The following is a 25,918-nucleotide window of genomic DNA, read 5'->3' on the forward strand; positions in this document are numbered from 1 at the left end:
CCGCCGCCCGGGCGGATCAGGTGCGCGGCACCCGGCGCCGCCACGCCCACAGGGCGAGGGCCGCCGCACAGGCCGATCCCACGAGGGAGAGGGGCAGTGCCACCGACGGGCCGGCTCCGGCGGACTCCTCGGCGGCGGTGCCGGCCCGGCCCGTCGAGGAGCCGAGGGCGGCGGCCGGGGCACCCGCCCCGCCGCGCACGGAGACGCCCCGGGCCTCGGCCCGCTTCTCGCCCGCGGGCCGCCGGGATGCCGCGGACCCGGCGGTCTCCTGGGACTTCCGGGGCAGCAGGGAGCCCACCGGCTCGACCTTGCCCGCCGCCGCGAAGCCCCAGTCGAGGAGGTCGCGGGCCTCCTCGTAGACGGCGAGCCCGCCGCCCGACTGCGGGTTCATCACCGACACCACCAGGGTGCGGTCGCCGCGGCGGGCGGCGGCCACGAGGGTGTTGCCCGCGTTGCTGGTGTAGCCGTTCTTGACGCCGATGATCCCCGGGTAGCGGCCCACCCCGTCCGCGCCGGTGACGAGGCGGTTGGTGTTGGCGATGCCGTACGACCACGAGCCGGCCGGGAAGTCGGCGTACGCGGTCGAGCAGTAGCGGGTGAACGCGGCGTCCCGCACCCCCGCCCGGCCGAAGACCGCCAGGTCGTACGCGGACGACACCTGGCCCGGCGCGTCGTACCCGTCGGGGGAGACGACGTGCGTGTCCATCGCCCCCAGGGACCGTGCCTTCTCCTGCATCTGCCGGGCCGTCGACTCCCAGCCGCCGCTCATCGCCGCGAGGACGCGCACGGCGTCGTTGCCCGAGCTGAGGAAGACGCCGTTCCACAGGTCGGAGACCCGGTACGTGTACCCCTCCTTCACCCCGACGAGGCTGCTGCCCTCGCCGATCCCCGTCAGCTCCTCGTCGGCCACCGTGTGCCGCGCGGACGCCTCGTGGTGCGGGAGCACCGTCAGGGCGAAGAGGGTCTTCAGCGTGCTGGCCGGCGGCAGCTTCCGGTGTGCGGCGCGGGCGGCGAGCACCTCGCCCGTGCCGGCGTCGGCCACCACCCAGGAGAGCGCCGAGGGCGTCGGCACGGCCGGCGCGCCGGCCAGCGGCCGCACCTGTGTCCCGTCCCGGTCGAGCCGGGCCCGGTCCATGAACCGCCGTGCGGGAGGCGTCGGTTCGGTGGGGGAGCCGGGTCCGAGGGCGGGGAGGGCGGCGGGGGCGGCCATCGCGGCGCGGGGCGGGGTCGCGGCGCCGGCCACGGGGGCGGAGAGCACGAGCAGCATCGCGGCGGAGCCCGCGGCGGCATGGCGAACAGCTGACGTGACGATCATTCAGCCACCGTAGGAAGGGGGTGCGCGGCCCGCAGGGGGAAGTGCGCCACCCGGCCTAGAGAACGCGACGGCGGGCGGCGCGTCGTGCCGCCGGGCGGGTGGTCGCGCTCTGCCGGGCGGGTGAGCGCTCCCGCCCCGGGACCCGTCGGCACAACTCCACGCGCGGGCGAGCAGGTTGACCCTAGGATGCGGCCGACCCGCCGACGTCCGTCCGGCGGCTCACCCGTCGTCAGGAGCGCACATGGACGCACGCCCCGAACCCACCGAGGCCCCCGCCCCGCCGCCGGCTCCGGTGCCGTACCGGCTCGACGCGGCCGGGGGGTGCCCGCACGCCGTCAACGCGCGGCTGCGGGCCCGGGGAGCCGTCGCCCCGGTGCTGCTGCCCGGGGACATCGAGGGCATGGTGGTCCTCGGCCACGACGCCCTGCGCGACTTCCTGTCCGACCCCGACGTCGCCAAGGGGCCGCGACACTTCACCGCGCTCGCCGAGGGCCGCATACCGGAGGGCTGGCCGCTGCGCACCTTCGCGACCGTGCCCGGCATGACCACCGCCGACGGCGCCGACCACCGCCGGCTGCGGACCCTCGTCAGCAGCGCCTTCACCCCCCGGCGCGTCGAGGAGCTCCGGCCGCGCGTGGCGGCGGTGGCGGAGGGGCTGCTCGACGGGCTCGCCGAGGCCGCCGCGGCCGACGGCGGCGTCGCCGACCTGCGCCGCCACTACGCCCTCCCGCTGCCGCTCGGCGTGATCTGCGAACTCCTCGGCGTCGACCCCGCCCACCAGGACCGGCTGCACCACCTGTCGAGCCTCGTCGTCGCCACCGACACCGAGCCCGCCCGGGCCGTCGCGGCCAACCGCGAAATCCTCGGACTGCTCACCGCCATCGCGGAGGCCAGGACGGCGGACCCCGGCGACGACCTCACCAGCGCCCTCATCGCCGCCCGCGACGAGGGCGGCGACCGGCTCGCCCAGCCGGAGCTCATCGGCACCCTGATGCTGGTGATCGTCGCGGGCCACGAGACCACCCTCAACCTGGTCACCAACGCCGTCCGCGCCCTGTGCGCCCACCGGGACCAGCTCGCCCTCGTCACCGAGGGACGCGCGAGCTGGGCCGACGCCGTCGAGGAGACCCTGCGCTGGGACAGCCCCGTCAGCTACTTCCCCTTCCGCTACCCCACCCGCGACCTGACCGTCGACGGCACGCTCATCCCCCGCGGCACCCCCGTGCTCGCCGGGTACTCGGCGGCGGGCCGCGACCCGGAGGCGCACGGCCCCGACGCCGACCGCTTCGACCTCACGCGGGCGGGCGCGACCAAGCACCTGTCCCTCGGCCACGGCCCCCACTACTGCCTGGGCGCGCCCCTCGCCCGCATGGAGGCGGCCGTCGCCCTCGAAGCGCTCTTCACCCGCTTCCCGGACCTCGGCCTCGCCGTCCCCGAGGAGGGACTGACCCGCCACGCGGGCTTCGTCGGCAACAGCGTCCGCACCCTGCCCGTCCGGCTCGGCCCCGCCGCGCGCTGACCGCCCCGCTCAGCCGCGCCGGCCCCGGTCCAGGTCCCTGGCGGGGGCCGGCGCGCCGGGAGGCGGCGTGGGGGAGACCCGCAGCGTGGAGACGAGCCGCAGCAGCCGGTCCTCGTTCCCCGCGAGGCCCGCCGCGCGCAGCGCCTCGTCGGCCTCCGCCATGGGGTTCGTCAGCATCACCCCCGCGTACGGGGCGAGGCGCGGATCCGTCATGACGGCCTGGGTGGATTCGAGGAGGCGCAGGTACGCCTGGGCCGCGGCGCGCTCGGTGGCGGTGATGGTGGTCATGTCGGGCTCCCTCTCGACGGCTTGACGCACCCCACCCTCTCGCACGGGTCCGACAATGCCCCTCAGGCCCGCCCGCGCACGCGCGTGACAAGCCGCTCCAGGAACTCCCGCTGCCCCGCGACCAGCCGCGCTTCCGCCGCCTCCACGGTGAACCACCCCACCCGGTCCAGCTCCGGAAACTCCGCCAGGACCCCGGAACGCGGCGGCCACTCCATCGAGAACGTGCCCGCCACCACCGCCGCGGGATCGAGGTCGCCCTCCACCGCCCACACGGTGACCCTCTTTCCGCCGGCCTGCCGCACCTCCCCGAGGTCGAGCCACTCGCCCTCCGGCACCGGCAGTCCCAGCTCCTCCCGGAACTCCCGCCGGGCCGCGTCCTCCGGCGCCTCCTCCGGCCCGTACTCCCCCTTCGGCACCGACCAGGCCGCCTCCTCGCGGCGCGCCCAGAACGGTCCGCCCATGTGCCCGATGAGCACCTCGATCCCGCCGTCCTCCGCCGCGGACCGGCGGAAGACGAGCAGACCCGCGCTGCGCCCGACCGCCATGCCGCCAGTCTCGCCGACCCGCCCCCGGCCCGCACGGCCGGGCGCCCCGCCGGCCCGCTACGCCCCGCCGTTCAGGTGCGTCCACACGGCCTCGGCGGCCGTCCGGCCCTCCGCCGAGGCCCGGACGGCGGGCGTGCCGCCGTGCAGGAGGCCGCCCGCCGCGAAGACGCCCGGGACGCCGGTGCGCAGGGACGCGTCCACCAGGGGCGCGCGGGTGGCGGGCGTGAGCGGGAGGCCGCCCGCACGGGCCAGGTCGTGCTCCGGGACCCAGTCGCCGGTGAGGACGAGGGTGTCGCAGCGGATCGCGCGGCTGCCCCCGTGCCGGTCCCGGACGGTCACTCCGGCGAGCCGTCCCCGGCCGGTCAGCTCCGTCACCGCCGCCCCCGCCAGCACCGGGACCCCGAGGCCCGCCGCGTACCGCTCCTCCCGGACCACGGCCGCGACCGCGACCCCGGCGCGGCGCAGCAGGCGGACGGCGTGCGCGGCCGTCGAGCCGCCGCCGACGACCACGGCGCGCCGGCCGATCCGCTCCGGGCGCGGGCCGAAGAGGGCGACGGTCCGGTGGAGCTCCCCGGCCGTCAGGACCCCCTCGGGGCGGGTGCCGGGGAGCAGCCGGGCCGGGCGGGACCGCTCGCGGGCGCCGGTCGCCAGGACCACCGCCCGCGCCACGAGGGTCTCCGGCCCGGTCGGCGCCGCCGTCTCCAGGGCGAGCGGCCCCGCCCAGCCGACGACCGACACGCCGGTGCGCAGGACGGCCCCGGCCCGCACCGCCGCCCGCACCGCGCGGCGCGCGTACCCGGGCCCGTCGAGGGCGCGTCCGCGCGCGTCCGCGCCGAAACCCGGATGACCGCAGGAGCGGGGTACGCCGCCGGCCTCGGGATCCCGCTCCAGGACCTCGACGCGGCCGGCCCCGCGCGCCGCGAGCCGCGCCGCCGCGGCGAGCCCCGCCGGACCCGCGCCGACGACCAGCACGTCGACGGCCCGCGCCTCCCGTGACGGTGCGTTCACCGGACCCCCGCCCCCTTCCCGTACTCCTCGAACAGGGCGCGCAGCGCCGGCCGGCAGTGGCCGCCCTGGCAGCGGCCGGTACCGGCGCGGGTGCGGCGGCGCAGGCCGGCGAGGCCGGCGGGCGGGACGGGCGAGGCGAGCGCGGCGCGCACCTCGCCGCGGGTGACGTGCTCGCAGTGGCAGACGACCGCGCCGAGTTCGGGGTCCCGGGCGACGGCCGCCGCGTCCCGGCAGGGGCGGGGGGACGCCTCGCCGAGGTTCGGCATCCGGACCGCCGCGAGCGGCCGTTCGGGTCCGGTCCGCAGTCCGCACTCGGCGAGGAGGCCGAGGGCGTGCTCGGCGAGGGCCAGGGAGGAGGACAGGCCGGTGGAGCGGATCCCGCCGATCGTGACGTACCGCAGCCCGGCGTGGGCGGCGCACCGGTAGTCCTCGCGTCCGGTGGCGGCCCGCAGGCCGGCGTACGCGGCCGTCACCTCCTCCTCCGCCAGCGCGGGCACGATCCGCGCGCCCTGCTCCCGGAGTCCGGCGAGGCCGTCGGCGGTCGTGCCGGTGGCGGTCCGGTCGTCGAGGTCCTCGGCGGTCGGGCCGACCAGCACGTTCCCGTACACGGTGGGCGTGACGAGGACGCCCTTGCCGAGCGGGCCGGGGACGGGCAGCAGGACGTGCCGCACGAGCGGGCGGGCGTACGCGTCGAGGACGAGCAGCTGGCCCCGGCGGGGCGTGACCGTGAAGTCCCGCACGCCGAGCAGGGCGTCGAAGCCGTCGGCGTGCAGACCGCAGGCGTTGACCAGGAACCGCGCGGTGAGCGGGCCCCGCGTGGTGGCGAGCCGGTGCGGCGCGCCGGCGCCGCTCCGGGGCCCGGGGACGACGTCCGTCACCCGGCAGCCGAGCAGCAGGTCGACGCCGGACAGGACGGCCTGGGTCGCGTAGGCGAGGGTGGTGCTCCAGGGGCAGACGATCGACTCGCCGGGCACGGCCAGCGCGCCGAGCGCGCCGGGGCCGAGGTGCGGTTCGCGGCGGCGCAGTTCGTCCGCGCCGACGACGCGGGTGGCGTGGTGGCCGTTGCGGGCGGCCTTCGCGGCGAGGCCGGGGAGGGCGGCCCGCTGCTCCTCGTCCCAGGCGACGAGGAGCGCGCCGACCGGTTCGAGGGGGATCCCCGTCTCGGCGGCGTACGCGGTGAGCAACCGGTGGCCCGCCCGGACGAGCCCGGCCTCCAGGGTGCCGGGGGCGGCGTCGAAGCCGGTGTGGAGGATCGCGGTGTTGGCCTTGGACGTGCCCTCGCCGACGTCGTCCGCCGCGTCGACCAGCGCGACCCGCAGCCGGTACCGGGCCAGGGCGCGCGCGATCGCGCACCCGACGACCCCGGCCCCCACCACGACGACGTCGTACGCGTCCCCCGCCCGGCCGGGCAGCGGGCCGCGCCGGCTGACGTGCCCGCCGTCCTCCGTCCGGTCGGCCGGGCCCGGTGACGCTCCCCGTCCGGGTGCCCCCGCGGGGCGGGAGGCGACCGTGCCGCCCGGCCGGCGGTGCCCGGGGCGGATCACGCGGTCGCCCCGGGGGCCGCCGGCCGGGCGAGGAGCGCCGCGACCTCCGCCCGGAAGCGGCCGAGCCGGTCCGCCGCCTCGTCCGCCGAGATCGCCGGCTCGTACACGGCGGACGGTTTCCACGCCGGTACGGCCTCCGGGACGGTGAGGTCCGGGTCGTGGCCGAGCCGGGCCGTCGCGCCGGCGCCGAGGGCGGTCGCGTCGGGGAGCGCGGAGACCTCCACCGGCAGCTGGAGCAGGTCGGCCTGGGTCTGCATGAGCAGCGCGGAGCGGGTGAGGCCGCCGTCGGCGCGCAGGGCGTCCAGGGGAGCGCCCCGGTCCGTGGCCGCCGCCTCGGCGAGGTCGACCACCTGCGCGGCGATGCCTTCGACGAGGGCCCGCACCAGGTGCCCGCGGCCGGTGTCGAGGCCCAGGCCGGTCACGGTGCCGCGGGCGTCGGCGCGCCACCAGGGGGCGGCGAGCCCGGCGAGCGCGGGCACGAAGGTGACGCCGCCGCTGTCGGGCACCGAGCCGCCCACGGCGTCCAGGTCCCGTGCGCCGGAGACGACCCCGAGGTCGGTGAGCCAGCGGACGGCGGAGGCGACGGTGTACACCTGCCCGTCGAGGCAGTGTTCGGTCCGCCCCCGCAGCCGCCAGGCCACGCAGCCGACGAGACCGGTCGTGGTGCGGCGGGGGAGCGGTCCGGTGCGGGCGAGGAGGAACGCCCCGGTGCCGTAGGTGCACTTGGCGGCGGCGGGCGCGGTCGCGCTCTGCGCGAGGAGCGCGGCCTGCTGGTCCACGACGAGTCCGGTGAGCGGCAGCGGCGGCCCGAAGGCGGTGGTGGTCCCGACGGGTTCGTCGCAGTCGACTATCCGGGGCAGCTTCTCGCCGCCGAGGCCGTACAGGTCGAGGGCGGGCCCGGACCAGGCGACGGCTGCCGGGTCCAGCAGGCCGGTGCGGCCGGCCGTCGCCGCGTCGGTGACGAAGGCGCCCGTCAGCCGGTGCGCCAGCCAGGCGTCGCTCGTCGTCACCACTCCGGCGCCGCTGGCGTGGCGACGGATCCAGGCCATCTTCGGCGCGGCGAAGTAGGGGTCGACGGGCAGGCCCGTCAGCTCCTTCAACTCCTCGTGGTGTTCCGTGAGTTCTGTGCAGATTCCGGACGCTCTGCGGTCCTGCCACACCAGGGCGTCGGTGAGCGGTCCGCCGGTCGCCGGGTCCCAGGCGAGGACCGTCTCGCCCTGGTTGGCGAGGCCGACGGCGACCACCGGGACGCCCGCGTCGGCGAGCGCGGCGCGGCCCGCCGCGACCACGGAGCCGTACAGCTCGGCGGGGTCGACCTCGACCCGCCCGCCCGGCAGATGGCGGGGTCTCACCGGTGCCGTGCCGGTGCCGAGTACCCCTCGTTCCGGGCACAGGACGAGTGCCTTGGTTCCGGAGGTGCCTTGGTCGACGGCGAGTACCGGGCCGCCCGTCATGTGCCTGCTCCCGTCGTGGGGTTCACCGGAGGGAAGGGGTCAGGCTGGTGGGTGGAGGGTCCGCCGTCAACCCTCTCCGGCCGAGCCTGTCAGGTCACGGGCGATTGCGTGACGACACTTCAAAAAATGGCGTTGGCCTGATAGTTACGGTCACAAGAATGATCCGGACGATCACCTTCGGTCGCGCCTATAGTGATCGCCGCTCGCCGACGGACGCGCGGGCGCCGCTCGCCGACCGACCGCGCCCGACCGAGGACCGATGACCACGCTCACCGCCCGCCCGTCTGCCCGACCCGCCGCCCGCCCCCGTTCCAGACCCGCCGCACGGGGGTCCGCGCGGCCCGCCGCCCGGACCCCCGTGCGGCCCGCCGGACGGCCCGTCGTCCCGCCCGCACCCCGTCCCGCCGGCTGATGCCCGGGCACGGCTTCCGGCCCGTCTTCCACCCGGCGGGCCACGACCACGCCCTGCGCCACGCGCTCCAGGACCTGCGCACCGGCCGCTGGGGAGAGATGGCCCGGCTCCTCGAAGGCCCGGACGGCGCCGACGGCCCGGACGCCCATGCCGTCGGCGGCACGGACGACCGCACCGCCGCCGGACACTGGGACGCCTGGACACGGCGCACCCAGGTCCTCGCCACCGTCGCCGCCGGCACCGACGTCGTCCACACCTGGCGCGCCGAACGGCCCGGCAGCGCCGCCGCCTGCGTCATGCACGCCCGCGTCGCCGTCGAGCGCGCCGTCCGCGCCCACCGCGCCGGCCACCCCCGGGCCCGCACCCTCCGACAGGAGGCGTGGACCGCCTGCCGGGAGGCCGCCGACCGCGCCTCCGCCGACCCGGTGCCCTGGGTCTGTCTCCTCGCCCTCGCCGCGCTCGACCCCCGCAAGGACGCCCCCGAGCTCCGCGCCGCGCCGCCCGCTCCGATGCTGCCGCCCGGCCCGTGGGGGCTGCTCGCCGAGGCCGAGCGGCGCGACCCGTACAACCGCGAGGCCTACCACCGCATGCTGCAGTTCGTGTACGCGCGCGGCGGGGGCCCGCTCTCCGAGGCCGTCAACTACGCGCAGTGGGTGGCCGCCGCCGCGCCGCGCGGCTCCGCCCTGCACGCCCTGCCGCTCTACGTGCGGGTGGAGCGCTACCGGCGCGACCGGGGACACGAACACGCCCTGGACCTGCACTGGGTGGCCGAGGACGCGGTCCGCGAGGCCCGGCGGGCGATGGACGCCTGGTTCCTCTTCTGCGCGGTGCCGGAGGCCTCGCAGCTGGACCTCAACCACCTCGCGCACGCCCTCTTCGGCGCCCTGCGCTTCGCCGACGCGGCACGGGTCTTCGAGGCCCTCGGCCCGTACTACACCACCGTCCCCTGGGCCTACCGCACCCCGCGCCCGGGCGACCGCGCCCTCGCCGAGGAGGTCTTCCTGCGGGCTCGTGCCCGCTGCCTCGCCGACTGAGCAGATCCACCCCCTTCGGAGCGACCCACCCCCTTCGGAGCGACCCACCCCCTTCGGAGCAGACCCGCCCCCCTTCCGGAAAGGTTCCCCGATGTCCCCCGCCACCCCACCCGAGGCACCGCGCCACCCGTCCCCGGCGTTACCCGACGAGGAGGCCCGGCTGCGCGAGCTCGGCTACCAGCCGGTGCTCGCCCGCCGCATGGGCGGCTTCGGCAACTTCGCCATCAGCTTCTCGGTCATCTCCGTCCTCTCCGGCTGCATGACCCTCTACGGCTTCGGGCTCGGCACCGGCGGTCCCGCCGTGATGCTCTGGGGCTGGGCGGGCGTCGGCCTCTTCGTCCTCTGCGTCGGCCTCGCCCTCGCCGAGGTCACCAGCGCCTACCCGACGTCGGGGGCGCTGTACTACATGGCCGACCGGCTCGGCGGCCGCCGCTGGGGCTGGTACACCGGCTGGCTGAACCTGCTCGGCCTGCTCGGCGCCATCGCGGGCATCGACTACGGCGCCGCCCTCTTCACCGGCGCCTTCCTGAACCTCCAGTGGGGCTTCGAGCCGACGCCCGGCTCCACCTTCCTGATCTTCCTGGCGATCCTGCTGCTCCACGCCGCCCTCAACCTCTTCGGCGTGCGCCTCGTCAGCGTGCTCAACTCGATCAGCGTCTGGTGGCACCTCGCGGGCGTCGCCGCGATCGTCGGCGCCCTCGCGATCGTCCCCGACCGGCACCAGTCGGCCGGCTTCGTCTTCACCGAGTTCGTCAACGACACCGGCTGGGCCAATCCGTTCTACGTCGCCGCGATCGGACTCCTCCTCGCCCAGTACACCTTCTCGGGGTACGACGCCTCCGCCCACCTCTCCGAGGAGACCGCCAACGCCTCCGTGACGGCGGCCAAGGGCATCGTCCGCGCCATCTGGGTCTCCTGGATCGCCGGCTTCGCCCTGCTCGCCGGGCTCACCTTCGCCATCCAGGACTACGCGGGCACCGTCGGCAGCGCGACCGGCGTGCCGCCCGCCCAGATCTTCCTCGACGCCCTCGGCACCGGCGGCGCCACCGCCCTGCTCCTCGTCGTCATCGTCGCCCAGCTCTTCTGCGGCAACGCCGAGGTGGCCGCCGCCAGCCGCATGGTCTTCGCCTTCAGCCGCGACAACGCCCTGCCGGCGTCGGCCACCTGGCGGAAGGTCAGTCCCCGCACCCAGACGCCGGTCCCGGCGGTCTGGCTGTCGGTCGGCGCCGCCGCGGTGCTCGCCCTGCCGTCGCTGTACTCGCCGACCGCGTACGGCGCGGTCACCGCGATCAACGTCATCGGCATCACGCCCGCCTACGCCATCCCGATCCTGCTGCGGCTGCGGGCCGGGCGCGACTTCACGCCCGGCCCGTGGAGCCTCGGCCGCTGGAGCCGGCCGATCGGGTGGATCGCCGTCGGCTGGGTCGCGGTCGTGACCGTCCTCTTCTGCCTGCCCCAGAAGAGCCCGGTGACCGTGGACACCATGAACTACGCGGTCATCGCCCTCGCCGTCGTCCTCCTCCTGGCGACCGTCTGGTGGTACGCCGCCCGCCGGTCCTACGGCACGCCGACCCCGTACGGCGGCACGGCCCGCGAGGAGGCGGAGCTCGCCGAGAACATCGTCTGAGGCTCCGTCAGGAGGCGTCTCAGAGGCTGTACTCGTACGTCCAGGCCGCCTCGCGGGCCGAGAAGTCGATGTCCGTGACCTCCAGGACGTGCCCGTGCTGGTCGCTCACCACCCGGTGGACGCTCAGCCGGGCCGCCCCGCCCGCCGCCTCCGCGGGGCCGGGCGGGACCCGGACCGACTCCCGGTGGGTGGCCCGCAGGCCCGCCTGGTGCATCCAGTGGTAGAGGAGCCGCAGGTCCGGCTGGCGCACGCCGTACCGGGCCCGCCGGTAGCGGGCCAGCTGCGGGATCTCCTCCAGCGCCGCCCGCGAGAACCACGAGACCGCCCGCTGGAGCTCGGGGCCCTGCGGGGCCAGCACCCGATGGCGGTGGACGAGCGTCGGCTCGCCCGGTGCCAGGTGCAGCCGCGGGGCCAGCGCCGCCGGGGGCGGCTCCCAGCCCAGGGAGGCCCGCACCAGGGCGTCCGCCGCGCGCGGCCCGCCGGGGAAGGCCGGCCGGGCCGCGGACGGCGCCGGCGGCGGCCCGGGCCGCGGCGCCCCGCCGTGCGACGGGTCGTGCGCGGCGAAGGTGCCGCGGCGGTCGGTGACCACGAGCCCTTCCTCGCGCAGCAGTTGGAGCGCGCTGCGGACGGTCTGCCGGTTGACGTGGTACCGCTGCGCCAGCGAGCGTTCCGAGGGGAGCCTGCTCCCGGGGGCGAGGGCGTGGCGGACGAGGTCGTCCCGCAGGGCGGCGGCCACCCGCAGATAGCGCGGGACCACCCCCTCCGCGGGCTCGGAGTCGGGCGCGGAATCGGGTACGGCCATGATGGACCCCTTCTTCGCTCAGCGTCACCGCGTGGGCCGTATGGGTGATCAATTCCTATCATTGGTCTAAACCATTTCGCTAGGGCGACCGTGCAGAGTGGCCGAAACCAGCGCGCCGCCTTGTAATGGGGACCAGGCGACAGGGCCGGCCGCGGCCGGTGTGGAAGAGGGGTGAGGCCGGATGACGACGCCCTCCGAGCGCGCCGACCGGGGCCGCGCGGCCCGCAAGCGGGTTCCGCGGTCCTCCCACGGCCGCTGGATACCGAGCTCGCAGCGCCCCGACCCGCTCACCGTCCTGGAGAAGCAGGCCGCCGACCGCCTGCCCGACCTCGCCCCCGTCCGGTACGGGCGGATGGCCGCCTCCCCCTTCGCGTTCCTGCGCGGCGCCGCCGCCGTCATGGCCGCCGACCTCGGAGCCACCCGCAACACCGGACTCACCGTCCAGCTCTGCGGCGACGCCCATCTGCTGAACTTCGGCGTCTACGCCTCCCCCGAACGGACGCTCCTCTTCGACGTCAACGACTTCGACGAGACGCTCCCCGGCCCCTTCGAGTGGGACGTCAAGCGCCTCGCCGCCAGCGTCGCCGTCGCCGCCCTCCAGAACGGCGGCCCGCGCCCCAAGGCCCACCGCGCCGCGCTCGCCGCCGCCGAGGCGTACCGCCTCACCATGCACCGCCTCGCAGGCCTCGGGGAACTCGCCGTCTGGTACGAGCGGATCGCCGCCGACGACCTCACCGCCCTCGTCCGCCCCCGCGAACGCGAGCGGCTCACCCGCAACCTCGCCAAGGCCCGCCGCCGCACCAGCCTCCAGGCCCTCGACAAGCTCACCGCCCCGGACGGCGACGGCGTCCGCCGCATCGCCGAGGACCCGCCGCTCCTGGAGCGCGTCGCCGACCTCGACCGGATCACGATCGGCAAGGTCTTCGGCGACTACCGCAACTCGCTCTCCGAGGAGCGCCGCGTCCTCCTCGACCGCTACCGCTTCCGCGACGCCGCCCGCAAGGTCGTCGGCGTCGGCAGCGTCGGCACCCGCTGCTTCGTCGTCCTCCTCGAAGGCCGCGACGAGGGCGACCCGCTGATCCTCCAGATCAAGGAGGCCGGCCGCTCGGTTCTGGAGGCGTACCTCCCGCCCACCGTCCACCCCCACCAGGGCCGGCGCGTCGTCTGCGGCCAGCGGCTCACCCAGGCCGCCAGCGACATCTTCCTCGGCTGGATGACCGGGCCCGAGGAACGCCACTTCTACTGGCGCCAGTTGCGCGACATGAAGGGCTCCGCCGAGGTCGAGACGATGACCCCCGCCCTGCTGCGCGCGTACGCCCGCCTCTGCGGCCGCGCCCTGGCCCGCGCCCACGCGCGCTCCGGCGACCGCGTCGCCATCGCCGCCTACCTCGGCTCCTCCGACGTCTTCGACCGCGCCGTCGCCGACTTCGCCCTCGCCTACGCCGGGCAGAACGCCGACGACTACGCCACCCTCGGCGCCGGCATCGCCGCCGGCATGATCACGGCGGCCCCGGGCGTCTGACGGAGGGGAGCGGACGAGGCGGTCCGGCCCCCTCCTTCGGACGGCCGGACGGTCAGGAGTCCAGGCGCAGCGGCGGCTCCGCCGGGGTCTCCGGCACCGGCGAGAAGAGCACCGCGCGGACCAGCGACGGGGCGAAGAGGCTGCTCAGCGGGGCCGTCAGGCTCAGGACCGCCCGGAAGGGCGCCCCGACCGCCGGGTCGCCCGCCGCCAGCTCCTGGATCCGGCCCAGGTACCAGTCGGCGAACCGGTCGGCCGGCTGGAGGCGGGCCGCGTCGCCGGTGGCGCCCGGCATCTTCCTGTCCGCGCCCGCCGAGATCTCCCAGGCCTGCCGGGACGACTCGAGGAGGGCCCGCTGCACCCGCCGCGTGGTCGGGACCCGCCGGGTGTCGGCCAGTGCCCGGCGCAGCGCGACCGCGGCGAGCGCCGCCGTCGTCATGCCCTGCCCGTAGATCGGGTTGAACGCGCACAGCGCGTCGCCGGTGGCGAGGAAACCGGCCGGGCGGCGGCCCGGACGGTCGTACCTGCGGCGGACGTTGGCGGTCCGCCGGAAGCCGTGGGCCGGCGTCACCGGCTCCGCCGCGGCGACCCAGTCGCTGAGCACCGGGTGCGGCAGCCGCTTCGCGTACGCCTCGAAGGCCTCCTCCTCGGTGGGCGGCGCCTCCCCGCGCAGCCCCGAGAAGGTGACCATGTGGTGGCCGTCGCCGAGCGGCACGATGACCCCGCCGTACGTCTGCCGGGGGCCCGGCACGACGTAGTAGCCCTGCGCGTCGGTGGCGGGGACAGCGTCCGTCGCCTTGTAGATCCGGGAGGCGTACGCGAGTCCGGTGTCGAGGGTCTCCTCGTGCGGGGCCTCCGCGCCGATCCCGGCCAGCCAGTCCGCCGCCTTCGTCGACCGCCCGGAGGCGTCCACCACCAGGTCGGCGGCGAGGGTGCGGGGCTCCTGCCCGGCGCCCGCCCCCCGCTCCCGGAGCCGTACCCCGGTCACCCGCGCGGCGGTGCCGGTCAGGCCCACCGTCTCGGTGCCCTCGACGAGTTCGATGCGCGGGTCGGCGAGCACCCGCTGCCGCACCAGCCACTCCAGCTGGGGCCGCGGGCCGCTGTAGAAGTGCGCGGAGGCGGGGGAGCGGGTGAACCACTGGCCCGCCTGCCACTGGACCATGTCCGTCGGCATCGCCACCTTCGGCGCGCCCAGCTCCCGCAGTTCGTCCATGAAGCCGGGCAGCAGTTCGTCGAGCGCCCGCTGGCCGCCTTCGATGAGCACGTGCAGGTGCCGGCCCTGCGGCACCCCCGGCCGGGCGTCCGGTCCCTCGGGCAGCCGGTCGCGCTCGACGACCGTCACCCGCTCCGCGTGCTCCGCGAGCACCCGCGCCGCCAGCAGTCCGGCGAGACTTCCCCCGATGACCACCGCGTGACGTGTGCCGCGGCGCCCCAAGTCGTCGGCCATACCCGCCCTTTCCTTCTGTGGACCATGAACCGGTACCGATACCGATACCGACCAGTATCCACGGCGGAGGGGCAGCGCACCGGCGCGCGCCGGGGGCGGAAGGGCGCGGAACGGGCGCGCGCTTCGCGGGTGCGTCTCATTCCTCCGGAGGCCCGAGCTCCGTCAGCGCGGCCGTCAGCCATTCCACCCAGAACCGTTCCAGGTCGATGCCGCCGCGCAGCACGAGATGGCGCAGCCGGTCGGGTTCGCCGGTGCGCCGCTCGGCCGGGAAGTCGCGTTCCTCGATGGCCCTGTACTCGTCGAGCTGGGCCCGGTGGAGGGCGAGGTGCCGCTCCAGTTCGGCCCGCAGCCCGGCCGAGCCGACCACCGCGGCGGCCCGCATCCGCAGCAGCAGCGCGGACCGCAGCGGCTTCGGGTCCTCCGCCGCGCCCACCCACTCCCGCAGGAACTCCCGTCCCGCGGGCAGCACTTCGTACTCCTTGCGCTGCCCGCGCACCGGTACGGGGGAGGGCAGGGCGCGGATCTGCCCCGCCTCCTCCAGGCGCCCCAGCTCCCGGTAGATCTGCTGGTGCGTCGCCGACCAGAAGTAGCCGATCGACTTGTCGAAGCGGCGCGTCAGTTCGAGACCGGAGGACGGCTTCTCGAGCAGCGCGGTGAGAATCGCGTGCGGGAGGGACATGCTCGCATCCTAGGTTCGGGCCGCGCGCCGCACGGGCGGGTCAGCGGGTCACAGGGTGGCGGCGAGCCGCGTGCCCTGGTCGATCGCGCGCTTGGCGTCCAGTTCGGCGGCGACGTCCGCCCCGCCGATGAGGTGCGGCGCCCGGCCGGCGGCGACCAGCTCCTCGTACAGGTCCCGCCGCGGCTCCTGGCCGGAGCAGAGGACGATGGTGTCGACCGGCAGGACCTGCGGCTCGCCGTCGACGGTGAGGTGCAGGCCCTCGTCGTCGATCCGGTCGTAGGTGACGCCGGCGACCATGGCGACGCCGCGGTGCTTGAGCTCGGTGCGGTGGATCCAGCCGGTGGTCTTGCCGAGCCCGGCGCCTACCTTGGTGGTCTTGCGCTGGAGCAGGTGGACCTGGCGCGGCGGCGCGTTCCGCTCGGGCGCGCGCAGGCCGCCGCGGTTCTCGTAGGAGGTGTCGACGCCCCACTGGCGGAAGTACGTCTCGGGGTCCTGGCCGGCGCCCTCGCCGCCGTCGGTGAGGAACTCGGCGACGTCGAAGCCGATGCCGCCGGCGCCGATGACGGCGACCCGCTCGCCGACCGGCGCGCCGTCGCGGAGCACGTCGAGGTAGCTGAGGACGCTGGGGTGGTCCTGGCCCTCGATGCCGGGGTCGCGGGGGGTGACGCCGGTGGCGACGACGACCTCGTCGTAGCCGTCCAGGTCGGCGGCGGAGACGTACGTGCCGAGGCGGACGTCGATGCCGTGCTCGGCGAGCTGGACGCGGAAGTAGCGCAGCGTCTCGTCGAACTCCTCCTTGCCGGGGACCCGCTTGGCGACGTTCAGCTGCCCGCCGATCTCGGAGGCGGCGTCGAAGAGGGTGACGGCGTGGCCGCGCTCGGCGGCCGAGACCGCGCAGGCGAGGCCGGCCGGGCCGGCGCCGACGACGGCGATCCGCTTGGCGAGGCGGGTGGGGGAGAGCACCAGCTCGGTCTCGTGGCAGGCGCGCGGGTTGACCAGGCAGGAGGTGATCTTGAGGTTGAAGGTGTGGTCGAGGCAGGCCTGGTTGCACCCGATGCAGGTGTTGATGGTCTCGGCCCGGCCGGCGGCGGCCTTGTTCACGAAGGCGGGGTCGGCGAGGAAGGGGCGGGCGAGCGAGACGAGGTCGGCGCGGCCGTCGGCGAGGATCTCCTCGGCGACCTCGGGGGTGTTGATGCGGTTGGAGGTGACGAGTGGCACGGACACCGAGCCCATCAGCTTCTTCGTCACCCAGGTGTAGGCGCCGCGCGGCACGGAGGTGGCGATGGTGGGGATGCGGGCCTCGTGCCAGCCGATGCCGGTGTTGATGATGGTGGCGCCGGCCGCCTCGATCTCCCGGGCGAGCCGGACGACCTCCTCCAGGGTGGAGCCGCCGGGGACGAGGTCCAGCATGGAGAGCCGGTAGACGATGATGAAGTCGGCGCCGACCCGCTCGCGGATCCGGCGGACGATCTCCAGCGGGAAGCGGACCCGGTTCTCGTAGGAGCCGCCCCAGCGGTCGGTGCGGTGGTTGGTGGCGGCGGCGATGAACTCGTTGATGAGGTAGCCCTCGGAGCCCATGACCTCGACGCCGTCGTAGCCGGCCTCCCGGGCGAGCTCGGCGCAGCGGGCGTAGTCCTCGACGGTCTGCTCGACCTCGGCGTCGGTCAGCTCGTTCGGCACGAAGGGGCTGATGGGCGCCTGGATCGCGCTCGGCGCCACCAGGGCGGGGTGGTAGGCGTACCGGCCGAAGTGGAGGATCTGCATCGCGATCCGGCCGCCCTCGGCGTGCACGGCGTCGGTGATCAGCTTGTGCTCGGCGGCCTCCTCGCCGGTGGTGAGCTTGGCGCCGCCGTCCCACGGCCGACCGGCCTCGTTGGGCGCGATGCCACCGGTGACGATGAGGCCGGCGCCGCCGCGGGCCCGCTCGGCGTAGAAGGCCGCCATCCGCTCGAAGCCGTGCTCGGTCTCCTCCAGGCCGACGTGCATCGACCCCATGATCACCCGGTTGGGCAGGGTGGTGAAGCCGAGGTCGAGCGGGCTGAGCAGATGCGGGTACGGGGTCGTCTCGGTCACGGGGCGCCTCCTCGCGCAGGGATCGTCGGATCCTGTTGTAGGCGACGCGAAGCCGCTTGTGCAACTAGTTGCAGAAAGATCGGGGTGTGATGGTTACTACTCGGTAGGGGCCAGGGCGTGGCGTGTCTAGGCTCAAAGGCGTGAAAGAGACGCTCCCGCACGAGTCCGGCGCCTTCGTGAACTTCCGGCACTTCGCCTTCGCCGAACGGCACGCGCACGCCTTCCGCTGGCTCGACGCGAAACGCTTCCGCCTCCCCGACCCGTCCGTCCCCGACCGGGACCTCCTCGCCGCGCTCGTCGCCCACGAGCAGTTCCGCGACGACTACGCCGGCGGCGGAGTGGACCCCGAAGGCACCCGCCACGGCCCGTACTGGCTCCGCCTCGTCACCCCCGAGGCGTACGGGTCCATCGGCCGGGACGGGGCCGCCCGGCTCCTGGAGACCTGGGCCGAGCGGTACGGGCCCCTCCCGGGCGCGCTCGCCGGGGCGCTGCGCCGCGAGGCGTACGACCCCCTGGCGGCGGCGGACTCCGTCCACCACCTGAACGGCCTCGGGGAGGACGAGTACCACGACTGGGCGAGCGTCCACGGCGAGTTCCACGAACTCGTCCTCGTCGACCGCGCGGCCCGCCGCCTCACCCTGCTCGTGGCCGCCGACGACTGAACGCCTCCGACGGCCCCGCCGCTCAGCCCACCCGGTCCAGCAGCAGGTCCAGTTCCTCCGCCGTCCGGGGGACGGGGGCGCCCTCCGGCAGCAGCCCCCGGGCCCGCAGCAGCCGGCCGACCGACACCGCCCACGGGCGGCGCAGCCGCGCCGCGTCCAGCAGGGCCTCGTCCGCGAGGAGCTCGGCCGCCGGGCCGGTGCGCAGACCGGCGGGGGAGAGGACGGCGGCCTCGTCGGCCCAGCGCAGCGCCAGGTCGACGTCGTGCGTGGCCATGACCACCGTCGTGCCCGCCGCCCGCAGCCGCCCCAGCGTCTCCAGGAGCCGCTCCTGGCCGTGCGGATCCAGGCCCGCCGTCGGCTCGTCCATGATCAGGACCCGGGGGCGCATGGCCACCGCCCCCGCGATCGCCGCCCGCTTCCGCTGCCCGTAGGACAGCAGGTGCGTCGGCCGGTCCGCGAGCGCCGTGATGTCCAGCGCCTCCAGCGCCTCCGCCACCCGGAGCCGCACCTCGTCCTCGGGCAGCCCCAGGTTCATCGGCCCGAAGGACACGTCCTGCGCCACCGAGGCGGCGAAGAGCTGGTCGTCCGGGTCCTGCACCACCAGCTGCACGGAGGTCCGCAGCCGGGTCAGGCCCTTCCGGTCGTACGCCACCTCCGTGCCGTCCAGGAGCAGCGCCCCGCTCCCGCACCGCAGCCCGCCGCTCAGCAGCCGCAGCAGCGTCGTCTTCCCGCCGCCGTTGCGCCCGAGCAGCGCGACCGACCGCCCCTCGTGCACGGCGAACCCGACGTCCGTGAGGACGGGGGGCCCGTCCTCGTACGCGAAACCCGCGCCGGCCAACTCCACGACCGGGGTGGGGGTCGTCATGGCAGAAGTCCTTCCAGTACGAGGACGAGGGCGACGAGCCCCGCGAGGAGGCCGCCCGTCGCCGCGAGGAACGGGCGGGAGACGGGCGCCTCGGGCAGCAGGACCCGCAGGGTGCCGTCGTAACCGCGCCCGGCGAGTCCGGTCTGGAGCCGCTGCGCCCGGTCGAAGGCCCGCACGAACGAGGTCGCGCCGAGCCCCGCCAGCGAGCGCCACACCGCGGCCCGGGTCGTCGCCCCGAGCCGCGCCGCCTGCGCCTGCCGCACCTTGCCCTGCGCGTCGAGCAGCAGGAACACGATCCGGTACATCACCAGGGCCACGTCCACCACCGGCGCCGGCACCCCGGCCCGTACGAGCCGCGGCAGCACGTCCGACACCGGCGTGGTGAAGGCGAAGAGCAGCACGCCCAGCGAGGCCGACGCCGTCCGCAGCAGCAGCTCCCCGGCGTGCACCGGACCGTCCGGCGCCCAGGCGACGAGGCCACCGGGCCCGCCCACCGAGAACAGCAGCGGAACGGCGCCCGTGACGCAGAAGCCCAGCGGGATCCGGAAGGCCCGCCACAGCTGCCGGCCCGGCACGCCGGCCGGACCGAGCAGCACCGCGAGGGTGGCCGCGGCGACCAGCGGAGCCCCCGGCCAGGGCGGCAGGCACACCGCGCACAGCGTCAGGCCGAACCCGAGGACGGCCTTCTCCGCCGGATGGCGGCGGCGCCAGCGACTGCTGTGCGCCGCCGCGTCGATCGGCAGCATCGGCGCCTACGCGTCCTTGTCCGCGTCCGCGGCGGGCGCGCCGCCCTCCGTACGGGCCGCCGCCCGCTCCTCGCCCTGCCGCCGCCCGCGCCGCAGCCCGAAGTAGTAGGCGAGGACACCGGCGCCGAGCGCCGCCTGGAGCGCGAACAGCGCCGACTCGATCTCACCGGACGGCGGCTCGTACAGCGGCGAGAACCACGGCTCGTAGTCCGGCTCGATCTCCGTGATCGCCGTCTCCGCCTCGGCGTCGGCGCCGGCGAACGGTTCCTCCTTGTGGTCGCCGAGCCCCAGCGCCAGCGGCAGCACGGCCAGCGCCGCCACCAGGAGGAGCAGCAGACCGTTGATCTTCGTGTTCCTGCTCATCACGCCGCCGCCTCCTCGCGCCGGTCCGCCGCCTTCGGCGCGGCGAGCACGCCGAGCCGCAGCAGGTCGCCCTTGCTGGACTGGGTGAGCAGCCGCATCACCAGGACGGTCAGCAGCCCCTCGCTCACCGCGAGCGGGATCTGCGTCACCGCGAAGATCCCGCCGAACTTGGCGAGCGAGCCCGCCACGCCGCTGCCCGGGTCGGGGAAGGCGAGGGCCAGCTGGACGCTGGTCACGCAGTAGGTGGAGAGGTCGGCGACGAACGCGCCGGAGAACACCGCCGCCATCAGCGGCGCCCCGGCCCGCCGGACCAGCAGGTACGTGCCGTACCCGGCCCACGGTCCGACGATCGCCATCGAGAAGACGTTCGCGCCGAGCGTGGTCAGCCCGCCGTGGGCGAGCAGCAGCGCCTGGAACAGCAGGGTGATCGTGCCGAGCACCGCCATGATCGGCGGCCGGAACAGGATGGCGCCGAGCCCCGTGCCCGTCGGGTGGGAGCAACTGCCCGTCACCGACGGCAGTTTGAGGGCGGAGAGCACAAACGTGAAGGCGCCCGAGGCACCGAGCAGCAGGGTGGACTCGGGGTTGGCGCGCACCTCGCGGGTGAGCGCGCGGACGCCGTGGACGACGAACGGAGCCGATGCGACGCCCCAGGCGGCCGCGTGGACGGGGGGCAGATACCCCTCGGCGATATGCATGATCGGGAGACCCTCTCCAGCACCTCGTGGATGGACAACGCGCCCTGGCCGGTCTCCTGGCTGACGGTAGTGCCGCCCGACTCCGCCTTCCCACCCCGCGACGGTCTCCCGCGGCGGAACAGTGGCTTCCCCGAGGGGATGGAGCCGGACCTCCCGATCACAGTGGCGAGGGCCGCACCGGTACTGCACCGGTTTCCCGAACACCAAGGCCCTGTGACATTAGTGTGTTGACCTGCTTCATCACAATGCGGGGTCGGTCACTCGCGCTCCGGAACGCCGATCCGGCGCCCGACGCTCAGCCCTGCGCCCGCACCGACAGCTCCTGCCAGTCGGCCCAGGTCTCGAGACGGTCGGCGTAGACCTGCGGCAGCATCTCGTTGCCCTGGGTGCCGAGGAAGACGCGCAGCGGCGGGGCGTCCGAGTCGACGACCTCCAGCAGCGCCCGGCCGGCGGCGGCCGGGTCGCCGAGGTCCAGCGCCGCGGTGAAGGCGCCGAGCGCCTCGCGGACGCCGTCGTACGCCGGGATCGGCTCCGACCGGACGGCCGAGGGGCCGCCCCAGTCGGTGGCGTACGCGCCCGGCTCGACCAGCGTGACCTTGATGCCGAGGCCCGAGACCTCCTGCGCCAGCGACTCGGTCAGCCCCTCCAGCGCCCACTTCGACGCGTGGTAGCCACCGACCAGCGGCCAGGCCGCGACGCCGCCGGTGGAGGAGATCTGCACGATGTGCCCGCCGCCCTGCTCGCGCAGGTGCGGCAGCACGGCCTGGGTCACCCAGAGGGCCCCGAAGAGGTTGGTCTCCAGCTGGTCGCGCAGCGCGCGCTCGGTCAGCTCCTCCACGGCGCCGAACAGGCCGTACCCGGCGTTGTTGACGACCACGTCGAGCCGGCCGAAGTGCTCCCTGGCCCGCCCGACGGCCGCGAACACCGCCTCCTTGTCGGTCACGTCCAGGGGCAGGGCGAGCACCGCGTCGCCGTACCGCTCCGACAGGTCGGAGAGGCTTCCCGCGTCGCGGGCGGTGGCGGCGACCCGGTCCCCGCGGGACAGGGCGGCCTCGACGAACCGCCGGCCGAAGCCGCGCGACGAACCGGTGACGAACCAGACCTTGCTCATGGGTGTCTCCATCGAATCGGTAGGGGCTCCGGGACTTCGCGGTCGGCGGGGCCGGATGCCGGGCGGTGCTCTCGCGCCCCGCCTCGGGCTCCACCCTAGGAAGCCGCGAACAGACGATCCATGACGGAGGATCTCGGATTTTTGCCCATGCGTCTCATCCACTCCTACGGAAAGTGGGTTCTCGCCTACGCTCCCCGCCATGGACGTACTCGCCGACATCATGGCCGCGACCCGGTTCACCGGGGTGCTCCTCAACCAGCTGCGCTCCGGCCGGCCCGACTGGGGCTGCGGGATCGCGCCCATGCCCACCGCGGGCTTCCACCTGGTCGCCGAGGGCGTCTGCTGGCTACGCGTACCCGGCCGGGCACCGCTGCGGCTCGTCCCCGGCGACCTGGTGCTGCTGCCGCACGGCGACCCGCACGAGCTGACGGGCACCCCCGAGGCGGTCGCCGTGGCCTATCCGGACCTGGAGGCGGCCCATCCGCCGGGCCGCGAGGGCGTCGTCGACCTCGGCGGCGACGGACCGGTGGTGCGCGTCGTGTGCGGCAAGTTCGCCCACGAGGGCACGGCCGGACGGCACCCCGTCCTGGCCGCCCTGCCCCGGGTCGTCCACCTCCCCGGCATGAGCGCCGACCCCGAACTCCAGGCCACCGTAAGGCTGATGATGGCGGAGACCACCCGCCGTCGCCCGGGTGCGCAGGCCCTCGCGACGAGGCTCACCGACGTGCTGTTCGTGCAGGCGGTCCGCGCCTGGCTGGAGCGCGGCGCCGACGGAGAACCGGGGGAGCCCTCCTGGCTGACGGCCCTGCGCGACCCCCGGATCGGGACCTCGCTCTCCCTGATGCACGAGGAGCCGCAGCGCGCGTGGACGGTGGAGGGCCTGGCCCGCGCCGTGACCATGTCCCGGGCCGCGTTCGCCCGCCGGTTCAAGGACCTCGTCGGCAGCACCCCGCTCGCCTACCTGGCCGAGCTGCGCGTCGACCTGGCCGCCCGCCTCCTCCGCGACACCGACTCCCCGGTCGGCGACATCGCCCGATCGGTCGGCTACGCCTCCGAGTTCGCCTTCTCCCGGGCCTTCTCCCGCCGGCACGGCCTCCCCCCGGGCCGCTACCGCCGTCACGTACCCGCTCCGGTGGGCACGTGACGGCGGATGTGCGACGAGGCGGCGCGGGCCGGCCCTCGCGGGTCAGACCTTGCGGTAGCCGTACGCCTCCGAAGCGGCGGCGGCGACCGCGTCGAGGTCGCCGCCGGCGCTCGCCGTCACCAGGGCGGCCACCGCGCCCTCGACGAAGGGGGCGTCCACGAGCCGGGCCCCCGCCGGGAGTTCGTCGCCCTCCGCGAGGAGTGCCTTCACCGTGAGGACCGCGCTGCCCAGGTCCACCAGGAGCGCCACCCCGGCGCCCGCGTCGACGGCCTCCGCCGCCGCGGCGATCAGCCCGGAGCTCGTCCCCAGACCGCCGTCGGGGAGGCCGCCGGCCGCGGCGACCGGCGCCAGGTCGCCGCCGCCCGCGAGCCCGCGGGCCAGCTCCGCGACGGCGTCGGCGACGGCCGCGCTGTGCGAGACCAGCACGATCCCGACCCTGCCCCCGCTCATCCGGCCGCCGCCTCCTCCAGGGCCGCGAACAGCAGCACCGAGGACGTCGCCCCCGGATCCCGGTGCCCGACCGACCGTTCGCCGAGATAGCTGGCCCGGCCCTTGCGGGCGCGCAGCGGCACGGTCGCGAGCGCGCCCGCCTCCGCCGCGGACCGCGCGGCGGCGAACGACTCGCGCAGCGCCTCCACGGCCGGTGTCAGCGCGTCCAGCATCGTCTTGTCGCCCGGGACCGCCCCGCCGAGCCGCCCGACCGCCGCGACCCCGGCGGCCAGCGCGTCGGCCAGCTCCGCCCGCGAGACCTCGCCGGCCTCGCCGAGCGCCTTCCCGGCCCGCCGCAGCAACGTCCCGTACAACGGCCCCGAGGCCCCGCCCACGGTCGCGATCAGCAGCCCGCCGGCGGTGACGAGGACCGCGCCCGGCGTCGCGGGCGGCTCCTTGGCCAGGGCCTCGGCCACGGCGGCGAACCCGCGCTTCAGATTGGCCCCGTGGTCCGCGTCGCCGATCGCCGCGTCCAGGTCGGTGAGCCGTCCGGCCTCCCGCTCCACGGCCGCCGCGACGCCGTCCATCCACCGCACCGCGAAAGCGGCGCCGTACGTCTCCGTGCTCATCGCCCGCTCACCGTCCCCAGCGCAGCGCGGGGGTGGCCACCGGCGCGTCCCACAACCGCAGCAGCTCCTCGTCGGCGGCGCACACGGTCACCGAGCAGCCCGCCATGTCGAGCGACGTCACGTAGTTCCCGACCAGCGTGCGGGCCACCGGCACCCGCCGGGCGTCCAGCACGCGCCGCACCTCCGCGTTGAACCCGTACAGCTCCAGGAGCGGCGTCCCGCCCATCCCGTTCACCAGCAGCAGCACCGGGTCCGAGGGCCGCAGGTCGTCCAGGACGGCGTCGACGGCGACCTCGGCGATCTCCCCCGCGGTCATCATCCCGCGCCGCTCCCGCCCCGGCTCCCCGTGGATGCCGACCCCCAACTCCAGCTCGCCCGGCGGCAGATCGAAGGTCGGGCCGCCCTTCGCGGGCGTGCTGCACGCGCTCAGCGCCACCCCGAACGACCGCGACCGCGTCACCACCCGCCGCGCCAGCGCCTCCACCCGCTCCAGCGGCGCGCCCTCCTCGGCCGCCGCCCCCGCGATCTTCTCCACGAACAGCGTGGCCCCGGTCCCGCGCCGCCCCGCCGTGTACAGACTGTCCGTCACGGCCACGTCGTCGTCCACGAGCACCTTGGCGACCTGGATGCCCTCGTCCTCGGCGAGCTCGGCGGCCATCTCGAAGTTCAGCACGTCCCCGGTGTAGTTCTTCACCACGAACAACACCCCGGCCCCACTGTCCACGGCCGCCGCCGCCCGCACCATCTGCGTCGGCACCGGCGACGTGAACACCTCCCCGGGGCAGGCCCCGTCCAGCATCCCCGGCCCCACGAACCCCGCGTGCAACGGCTCGTGCCCCGAACCGCCCCCCGAGACCAGCGCCACCTTCCCCGCGACCGGCGCGTCCCGCCGCACCACCACCCGCTGCTCGACGTCCACGGTCAACTCCGGATGAGCCGCGGCGAGCCCCCGCAGCCCATCGGCCACGACGCTCTCCGGCACATTGATCAGCATTCTCAACGGTGTCTCCTCGCGAGGCTGGAAGATGGGCCCGTGGCCTGTGCTTTCGCAGGTCAACGGCTGCGCGTGGGAAAGTCGACCCGGGCGGTTCACGGCGGTCGGGGGCGGCTTCCGCCGGTACGGACGCCGAGTGGACGCCGACTCCGGTGACGGTGCGTCAGATGCGGAACCTCCTCGACTTGGACGGGTCCGACCGGTCCCTGTGGGCAGTATCGGCCTTGCGGCGGCGAAGGTCACGCAGATCCGGCGGACGCTCGCCCACGGGTGGGGCACGTGGGGCGGTCGTCGACGCCTGTGCGGGCCCGGCACAGGTCGCCCACCGGGGGACGCCGGCGCACCACCGCCCAGGAGATCGTGGGGGACCCGGAGGCGGAAGGGCACCCCCGTACCGAGGGGGCGTCGGCACGGGCGTCGAGGCGCGGGCGGCCCTGGACGCGGCCACCGGAGCGGCGTGTCAGATCGAGAGCGCTGCGTGGTCAAGGAGGTGAACCAGCACCGTCCTCGTCCAGCAGAAGGAGCTTCCCGTGTTCGCCACCTATGTCGTGATCACCGTCCTCACCTCGGTCGTCAACGGTTCGGCCGCCGTCGCCAACCTCATCGGCCACGACTGTCCGAAGAGTCAGGCGGACAAGCTGGGCGTCCCCCGGTCCTGGACGCGTCCGCTCGGCATCGTGCCGGCCCTGGGGGCCGCGGGGCTGGTGGCCGGGTTCGCCGTGCCCCTGCTCGGCAGGGCCGCGGCCGTCGGCCTCGTGCTGTACTTCCTCGGTGCGCTGTGGGCCCACCTCCGGATCGGCGACCGCCGGCTGGGCGTATGGGCCGTCTTCTTCTGCCTGCCCGTCGCCGCGCTGGCCGTGAACCTGGCCCACCACGGCACCTGGTGACCGGACCACGACCGGAGAGGGACCGCCCTCCGGCCCGATCCGGGCCGGTACGCCCGGGCCGGGACCACTCTGGACGGGAGCGGACGGGAACGGACGGGTCAGCCGGGGCGGTGCCCCGGACGGG

Annotated in this window: 25 protein-coding genes and 1 riboswitch; of the genes, 7 read left to right on the plus strand and 18 right to left on the minus strand. The window is 75.7% G+C overall.

Annotation, left to right across the window (positions count from 1 at the left end; translation table 11 throughout):
- Positions 1–16: 16 nt before the first annotated feature.
- Positions 17–1,315 (minus strand): D-alanyl-D-alanine carboxypeptidase family protein, encoded by a 1,299-nt coding sequence (locus IE245_RS08695; protein ID WP_189946189.1) that lies wholly within the window; start codon positions 1,313–1,315, stop codon positions 17–19.
- A gap of 241 nt (positions 1,316–1,556) precedes the next feature.
- Here IE245_RS08695 and IE245_RS08700 point away from each other — a divergent pair, with 241 nt between their 5' ends.
- Positions 1,557–2,834: a cytochrome P450 family protein gene (locus IE245_RS08700; protein WP_189946190.1), complete on the plus strand. Its 1,278-nt coding sequence runs from the start codon at positions 1,557–1,559 to the stop codon at positions 2,832–2,834.
- Between the two features lie 9 nt (positions 2,835–2,843).
- Here the strand turns inward: IE245_RS08700 and IE245_RS08705 are convergent, their stop codons facing one another.
- From IE245_RS08705 to IE245_RS08725, 5 genes are all read right to left on the minus strand, one after another.
- A complete protein-coding gene (locus IE245_RS08705; RefSeq protein WP_189946191.1) occupies positions 2,844–3,122 on the minus strand; it encodes a hypothetical protein in 279 nt (92 codons plus the stop codon).
- A gap of 62 nt (positions 3,123–3,184) precedes the next feature.
- Entirely contained in the window at positions 3,185–3,667 is a 483-nt protein-coding gene (locus IE245_RS08710; protein ID WP_189946192.1) for an NUDIX hydrolase, read from the minus strand.
- Positions 3,668–3,724: 57 nt separating this feature from the next.
- Complete coding sequence (locus tag IE245_RS08715) at positions 3,725–4,675, minus strand: FAD-dependent oxidoreductase (RefSeq protein WP_189946193.1); 951 nt, start codon at positions 4,673–4,675, stop codon at positions 3,725–3,727.
- A complete protein-coding gene (locus tag IE245_RS08720) occupies positions 4,672–6,087 on the minus strand; it encodes an FAD-dependent oxidoreductase (protein ID WP_189946379.1) in 1,416 nt (471 codons plus the stop codon). Before IE245_RS08720 ends, IE245_RS08715 begins: the two co-directional genes overlap by 4 nt.
- Positions 6,088–6,215: 128 nt before the next feature.
- Positions 6,216–7,673 carry an FGGY family carbohydrate kinase gene (locus tag IE245_RS08725; protein WP_189946194.1) on the minus strand — a complete coding sequence of 486 codons (1,458 nt, stop codon included), beginning with the start codon at positions 7,671–7,673 and terminating at the stop codon, positions 6,216–6,218.
- A 411-nt stretch (positions 7,674–8,084) separates the two neighbouring features.
- On the opposite strand from IE245_RS08725, the gene IE245_RS08730 reads away from it, so the two are divergent.
- Positions 8,085–9,119: a hypothetical protein gene (locus IE245_RS08730; protein WP_189946195.1), complete on the plus strand. Its 1,035-nt coding sequence runs from the start codon at positions 8,085–8,087 to the stop codon at positions 9,117–9,119.
- 91 nt (positions 9,120–9,210) lie between these two features.
- The gene (locus tag IE245_RS08735) at positions 9,211–10,746 is read left to right on the plus strand and encodes an amino acid permease (protein ID WP_189946196.1); all 1,536 of its coding nucleotides are present in this window, start codon (positions 9,211–9,213) and stop codon (positions 10,744–10,746) included.
- A gap of 19 nt (positions 10,747–10,765) precedes the next feature.
- Here the strand turns inward: IE245_RS08735 and IE245_RS08740 are convergent, their stop codons facing one another.
- Entirely contained in the window at positions 10,766–11,548 is a 783-nt protein-coding gene (locus IE245_RS08740) for a GntR family transcriptional regulator (protein ID WP_189946197.1), read from the minus strand.
- 181 nt (positions 11,549–11,729) lie between these two features.
- Between IE245_RS08740 and IE245_RS08745 the strand changes: the two genes are divergently transcribed.
- Positions 11,730–13,070, plus strand: a complete 1,341-nt coding sequence (locus tag IE245_RS08745; protein WP_189946198.1) for a DUF2252 domain-containing protein — start codon at positions 11,730–11,732, stop codon at positions 13,068–13,070.
- Between the two features lie 52 nt (positions 13,071–13,122).
- Here the strand turns inward: IE245_RS08745 and IE245_RS08750 are convergent, their stop codons facing one another.
- From IE245_RS08750 to IE245_RS08760, 3 genes are all read right to left on the minus strand, one after another.
- Positions 13,123–14,514: an FAD-dependent oxidoreductase gene (locus tag IE245_RS08750; RefSeq protein WP_189946199.1), complete on the minus strand. Its 1,392-nt coding sequence runs from the start codon at positions 14,512–14,514 to the stop codon at positions 13,123–13,125.
- 136 nt (positions 14,515–14,650) lie between these two features.
- Positions 14,651–15,193, minus strand: a complete 543-nt coding sequence (locus tag IE245_RS08755) for a PadR family transcriptional regulator (RefSeq protein WP_189946200.1) — start codon at positions 15,191–15,193, stop codon at positions 14,651–14,653.
- A gap of 48 nt (positions 15,194–15,241) precedes the next feature.
- Positions 15,242–17,266, minus strand: coding sequence for an NADPH-dependent 2,4-dienoyl-CoA reductase (locus tag IE245_RS08760; RefSeq protein ID WP_189946201.1), 2,025 nt, complete (start codon positions 17,264–17,266; stop codon positions 15,242–15,244).
- A 140-nt stretch (positions 17,267–17,406) separates the two neighbouring features.
- Here IE245_RS08760 and IE245_RS08765 point away from each other — a divergent pair, with 140 nt between their 5' ends.
- Positions 17,407–17,928, plus strand: coding sequence for a hypothetical protein (locus IE245_RS08765; protein ID WP_189946202.1), 522 nt, complete (start codon positions 17,407–17,409; stop codon positions 17,926–17,928).
- 22 nt (positions 17,929–17,950) lie between these two features.
- On the opposite strand, the gene IE245_RS08770 is transcribed toward IE245_RS08765, so the two are convergent.
- From IE245_RS08770 to IE245_RS08790, 5 genes are all read right to left on the minus strand, one after another.
- Positions 17,951–18,793, minus strand: coding sequence for an energy-coupling factor ABC transporter ATP-binding protein (locus IE245_RS08770; protein ID WP_189946203.1), 843 nt, complete (start codon positions 18,791–18,793; stop codon positions 17,951–17,953).
- On the minus strand, positions 18,790–19,539 hold the full coding sequence (gene cbiQ, locus IE245_RS08775) for a cobalt ECF transporter T component CbiQ (RefSeq protein WP_189946204.1): 750 nt from the start codon (positions 19,537–19,539) through the stop codon (positions 18,790–18,792). The genes IE245_RS08770 and cbiQ overlap by 4 nt, the downstream gene beginning before the upstream one ends.
- Positions 19,540–19,545: 6 nt before the next feature.
- The gene (locus tag IE245_RS08780; protein WP_189946205.1) at positions 19,546–19,902 is read right to left on the minus strand and encodes an energy-coupling factor ABC transporter substrate-binding protein; all 357 of its coding nucleotides are present in this window, start codon (positions 19,900–19,902) and stop codon (positions 19,546–19,548) included.
- Positions 19,902–20,600: an energy-coupling factor ABC transporter permease gene (locus IE245_RS08785; protein ID WP_189946206.1), complete on the minus strand. Its 699-nt coding sequence runs from the start codon at positions 20,598–20,600 to the stop codon at positions 19,902–19,904. The genes IE245_RS08780 and IE245_RS08785 overlap by 1 nt, the downstream gene beginning before the upstream one ends.
- A gap of 29 nt (positions 20,601–20,629) precedes the next feature.
- A riboswitch (cobalamin riboswitch) is annotated at positions 20,630–20,823 on the minus strand.
- A 72-nt stretch (positions 20,824–20,895) separates the two neighbouring features.
- On the minus strand, positions 20,896–21,711 hold the full coding sequence (locus IE245_RS08790; protein WP_189946207.1) for an SDR family NAD(P)-dependent oxidoreductase: 816 nt from the start codon (positions 21,709–21,711) through the stop codon (positions 20,896–20,898).
- A 199-nt stretch (positions 21,712–21,910) separates the two neighbouring features.
- Between IE245_RS08790 and IE245_RS08795 the strand changes: the two genes are divergently transcribed.
- Positions 21,911–22,855, plus strand: a complete 945-nt coding sequence (locus IE245_RS08795) for an AraC family transcriptional regulator (RefSeq protein ID WP_189946208.1) — start codon at positions 21,911–21,913, stop codon at positions 22,853–22,855.
- Between the two features lie 42 nt (positions 22,856–22,897).
- Here the strand turns inward: IE245_RS08795 and IE245_RS08800 are convergent, their stop codons facing one another.
- The 3 genes from IE245_RS08800 to dhaK are packed head-to-tail and all read right to left on the minus strand — an operon-like array spanning position 22,898 to position 24,907.
- Positions 22,898–23,305, minus strand: coding sequence for a PTS-dependent dihydroxyacetone kinase phosphotransferase subunit DhaM (locus IE245_RS08800; protein ID WP_189946209.1), 408 nt, complete (start codon positions 23,303–23,305; stop codon positions 22,898–22,900).
- Positions 23,302–23,913, minus strand: coding sequence for a dihydroxyacetone kinase subunit DhaL (gene dhaL, locus IE245_RS08805; RefSeq protein WP_189946210.1), 612 nt, complete (start codon positions 23,911–23,913; stop codon positions 23,302–23,304). The genes IE245_RS08800 and dhaL overlap by 4 nt, the downstream gene beginning before the upstream one ends.
- 7 nt (positions 23,914–23,920) lie before the next feature.
- Positions 23,921–24,907 (minus strand): dihydroxyacetone kinase subunit DhaK, encoded by a 987-nt coding sequence (dhaK, locus tag IE245_RS08810; protein WP_189946211.1) that lies wholly within the window; start codon positions 24,905–24,907, stop codon positions 23,921–23,923.
- A 530-nt stretch (positions 24,908–25,437) separates the two neighbouring features.
- Here dhaK and IE245_RS08815 point away from each other — a divergent pair.
- Positions 25,438–25,794, plus strand: coding sequence for a DoxX family protein (locus IE245_RS08815; RefSeq protein WP_189946212.1), 357 nt, complete (start codon positions 25,438–25,440; stop codon positions 25,792–25,794).
- Positions 25,795–25,918 lie beyond the last annotated feature (124 nt).

This window comes from Streptomyces roseolus (genome assembly GCF_014649855.1).
Taxonomy (GTDB): Bacteria; Actinomycetota; Actinomycetes; order Streptomycetales; family Streptomycetaceae; genus Streptomyces; species Streptomyces roseolus.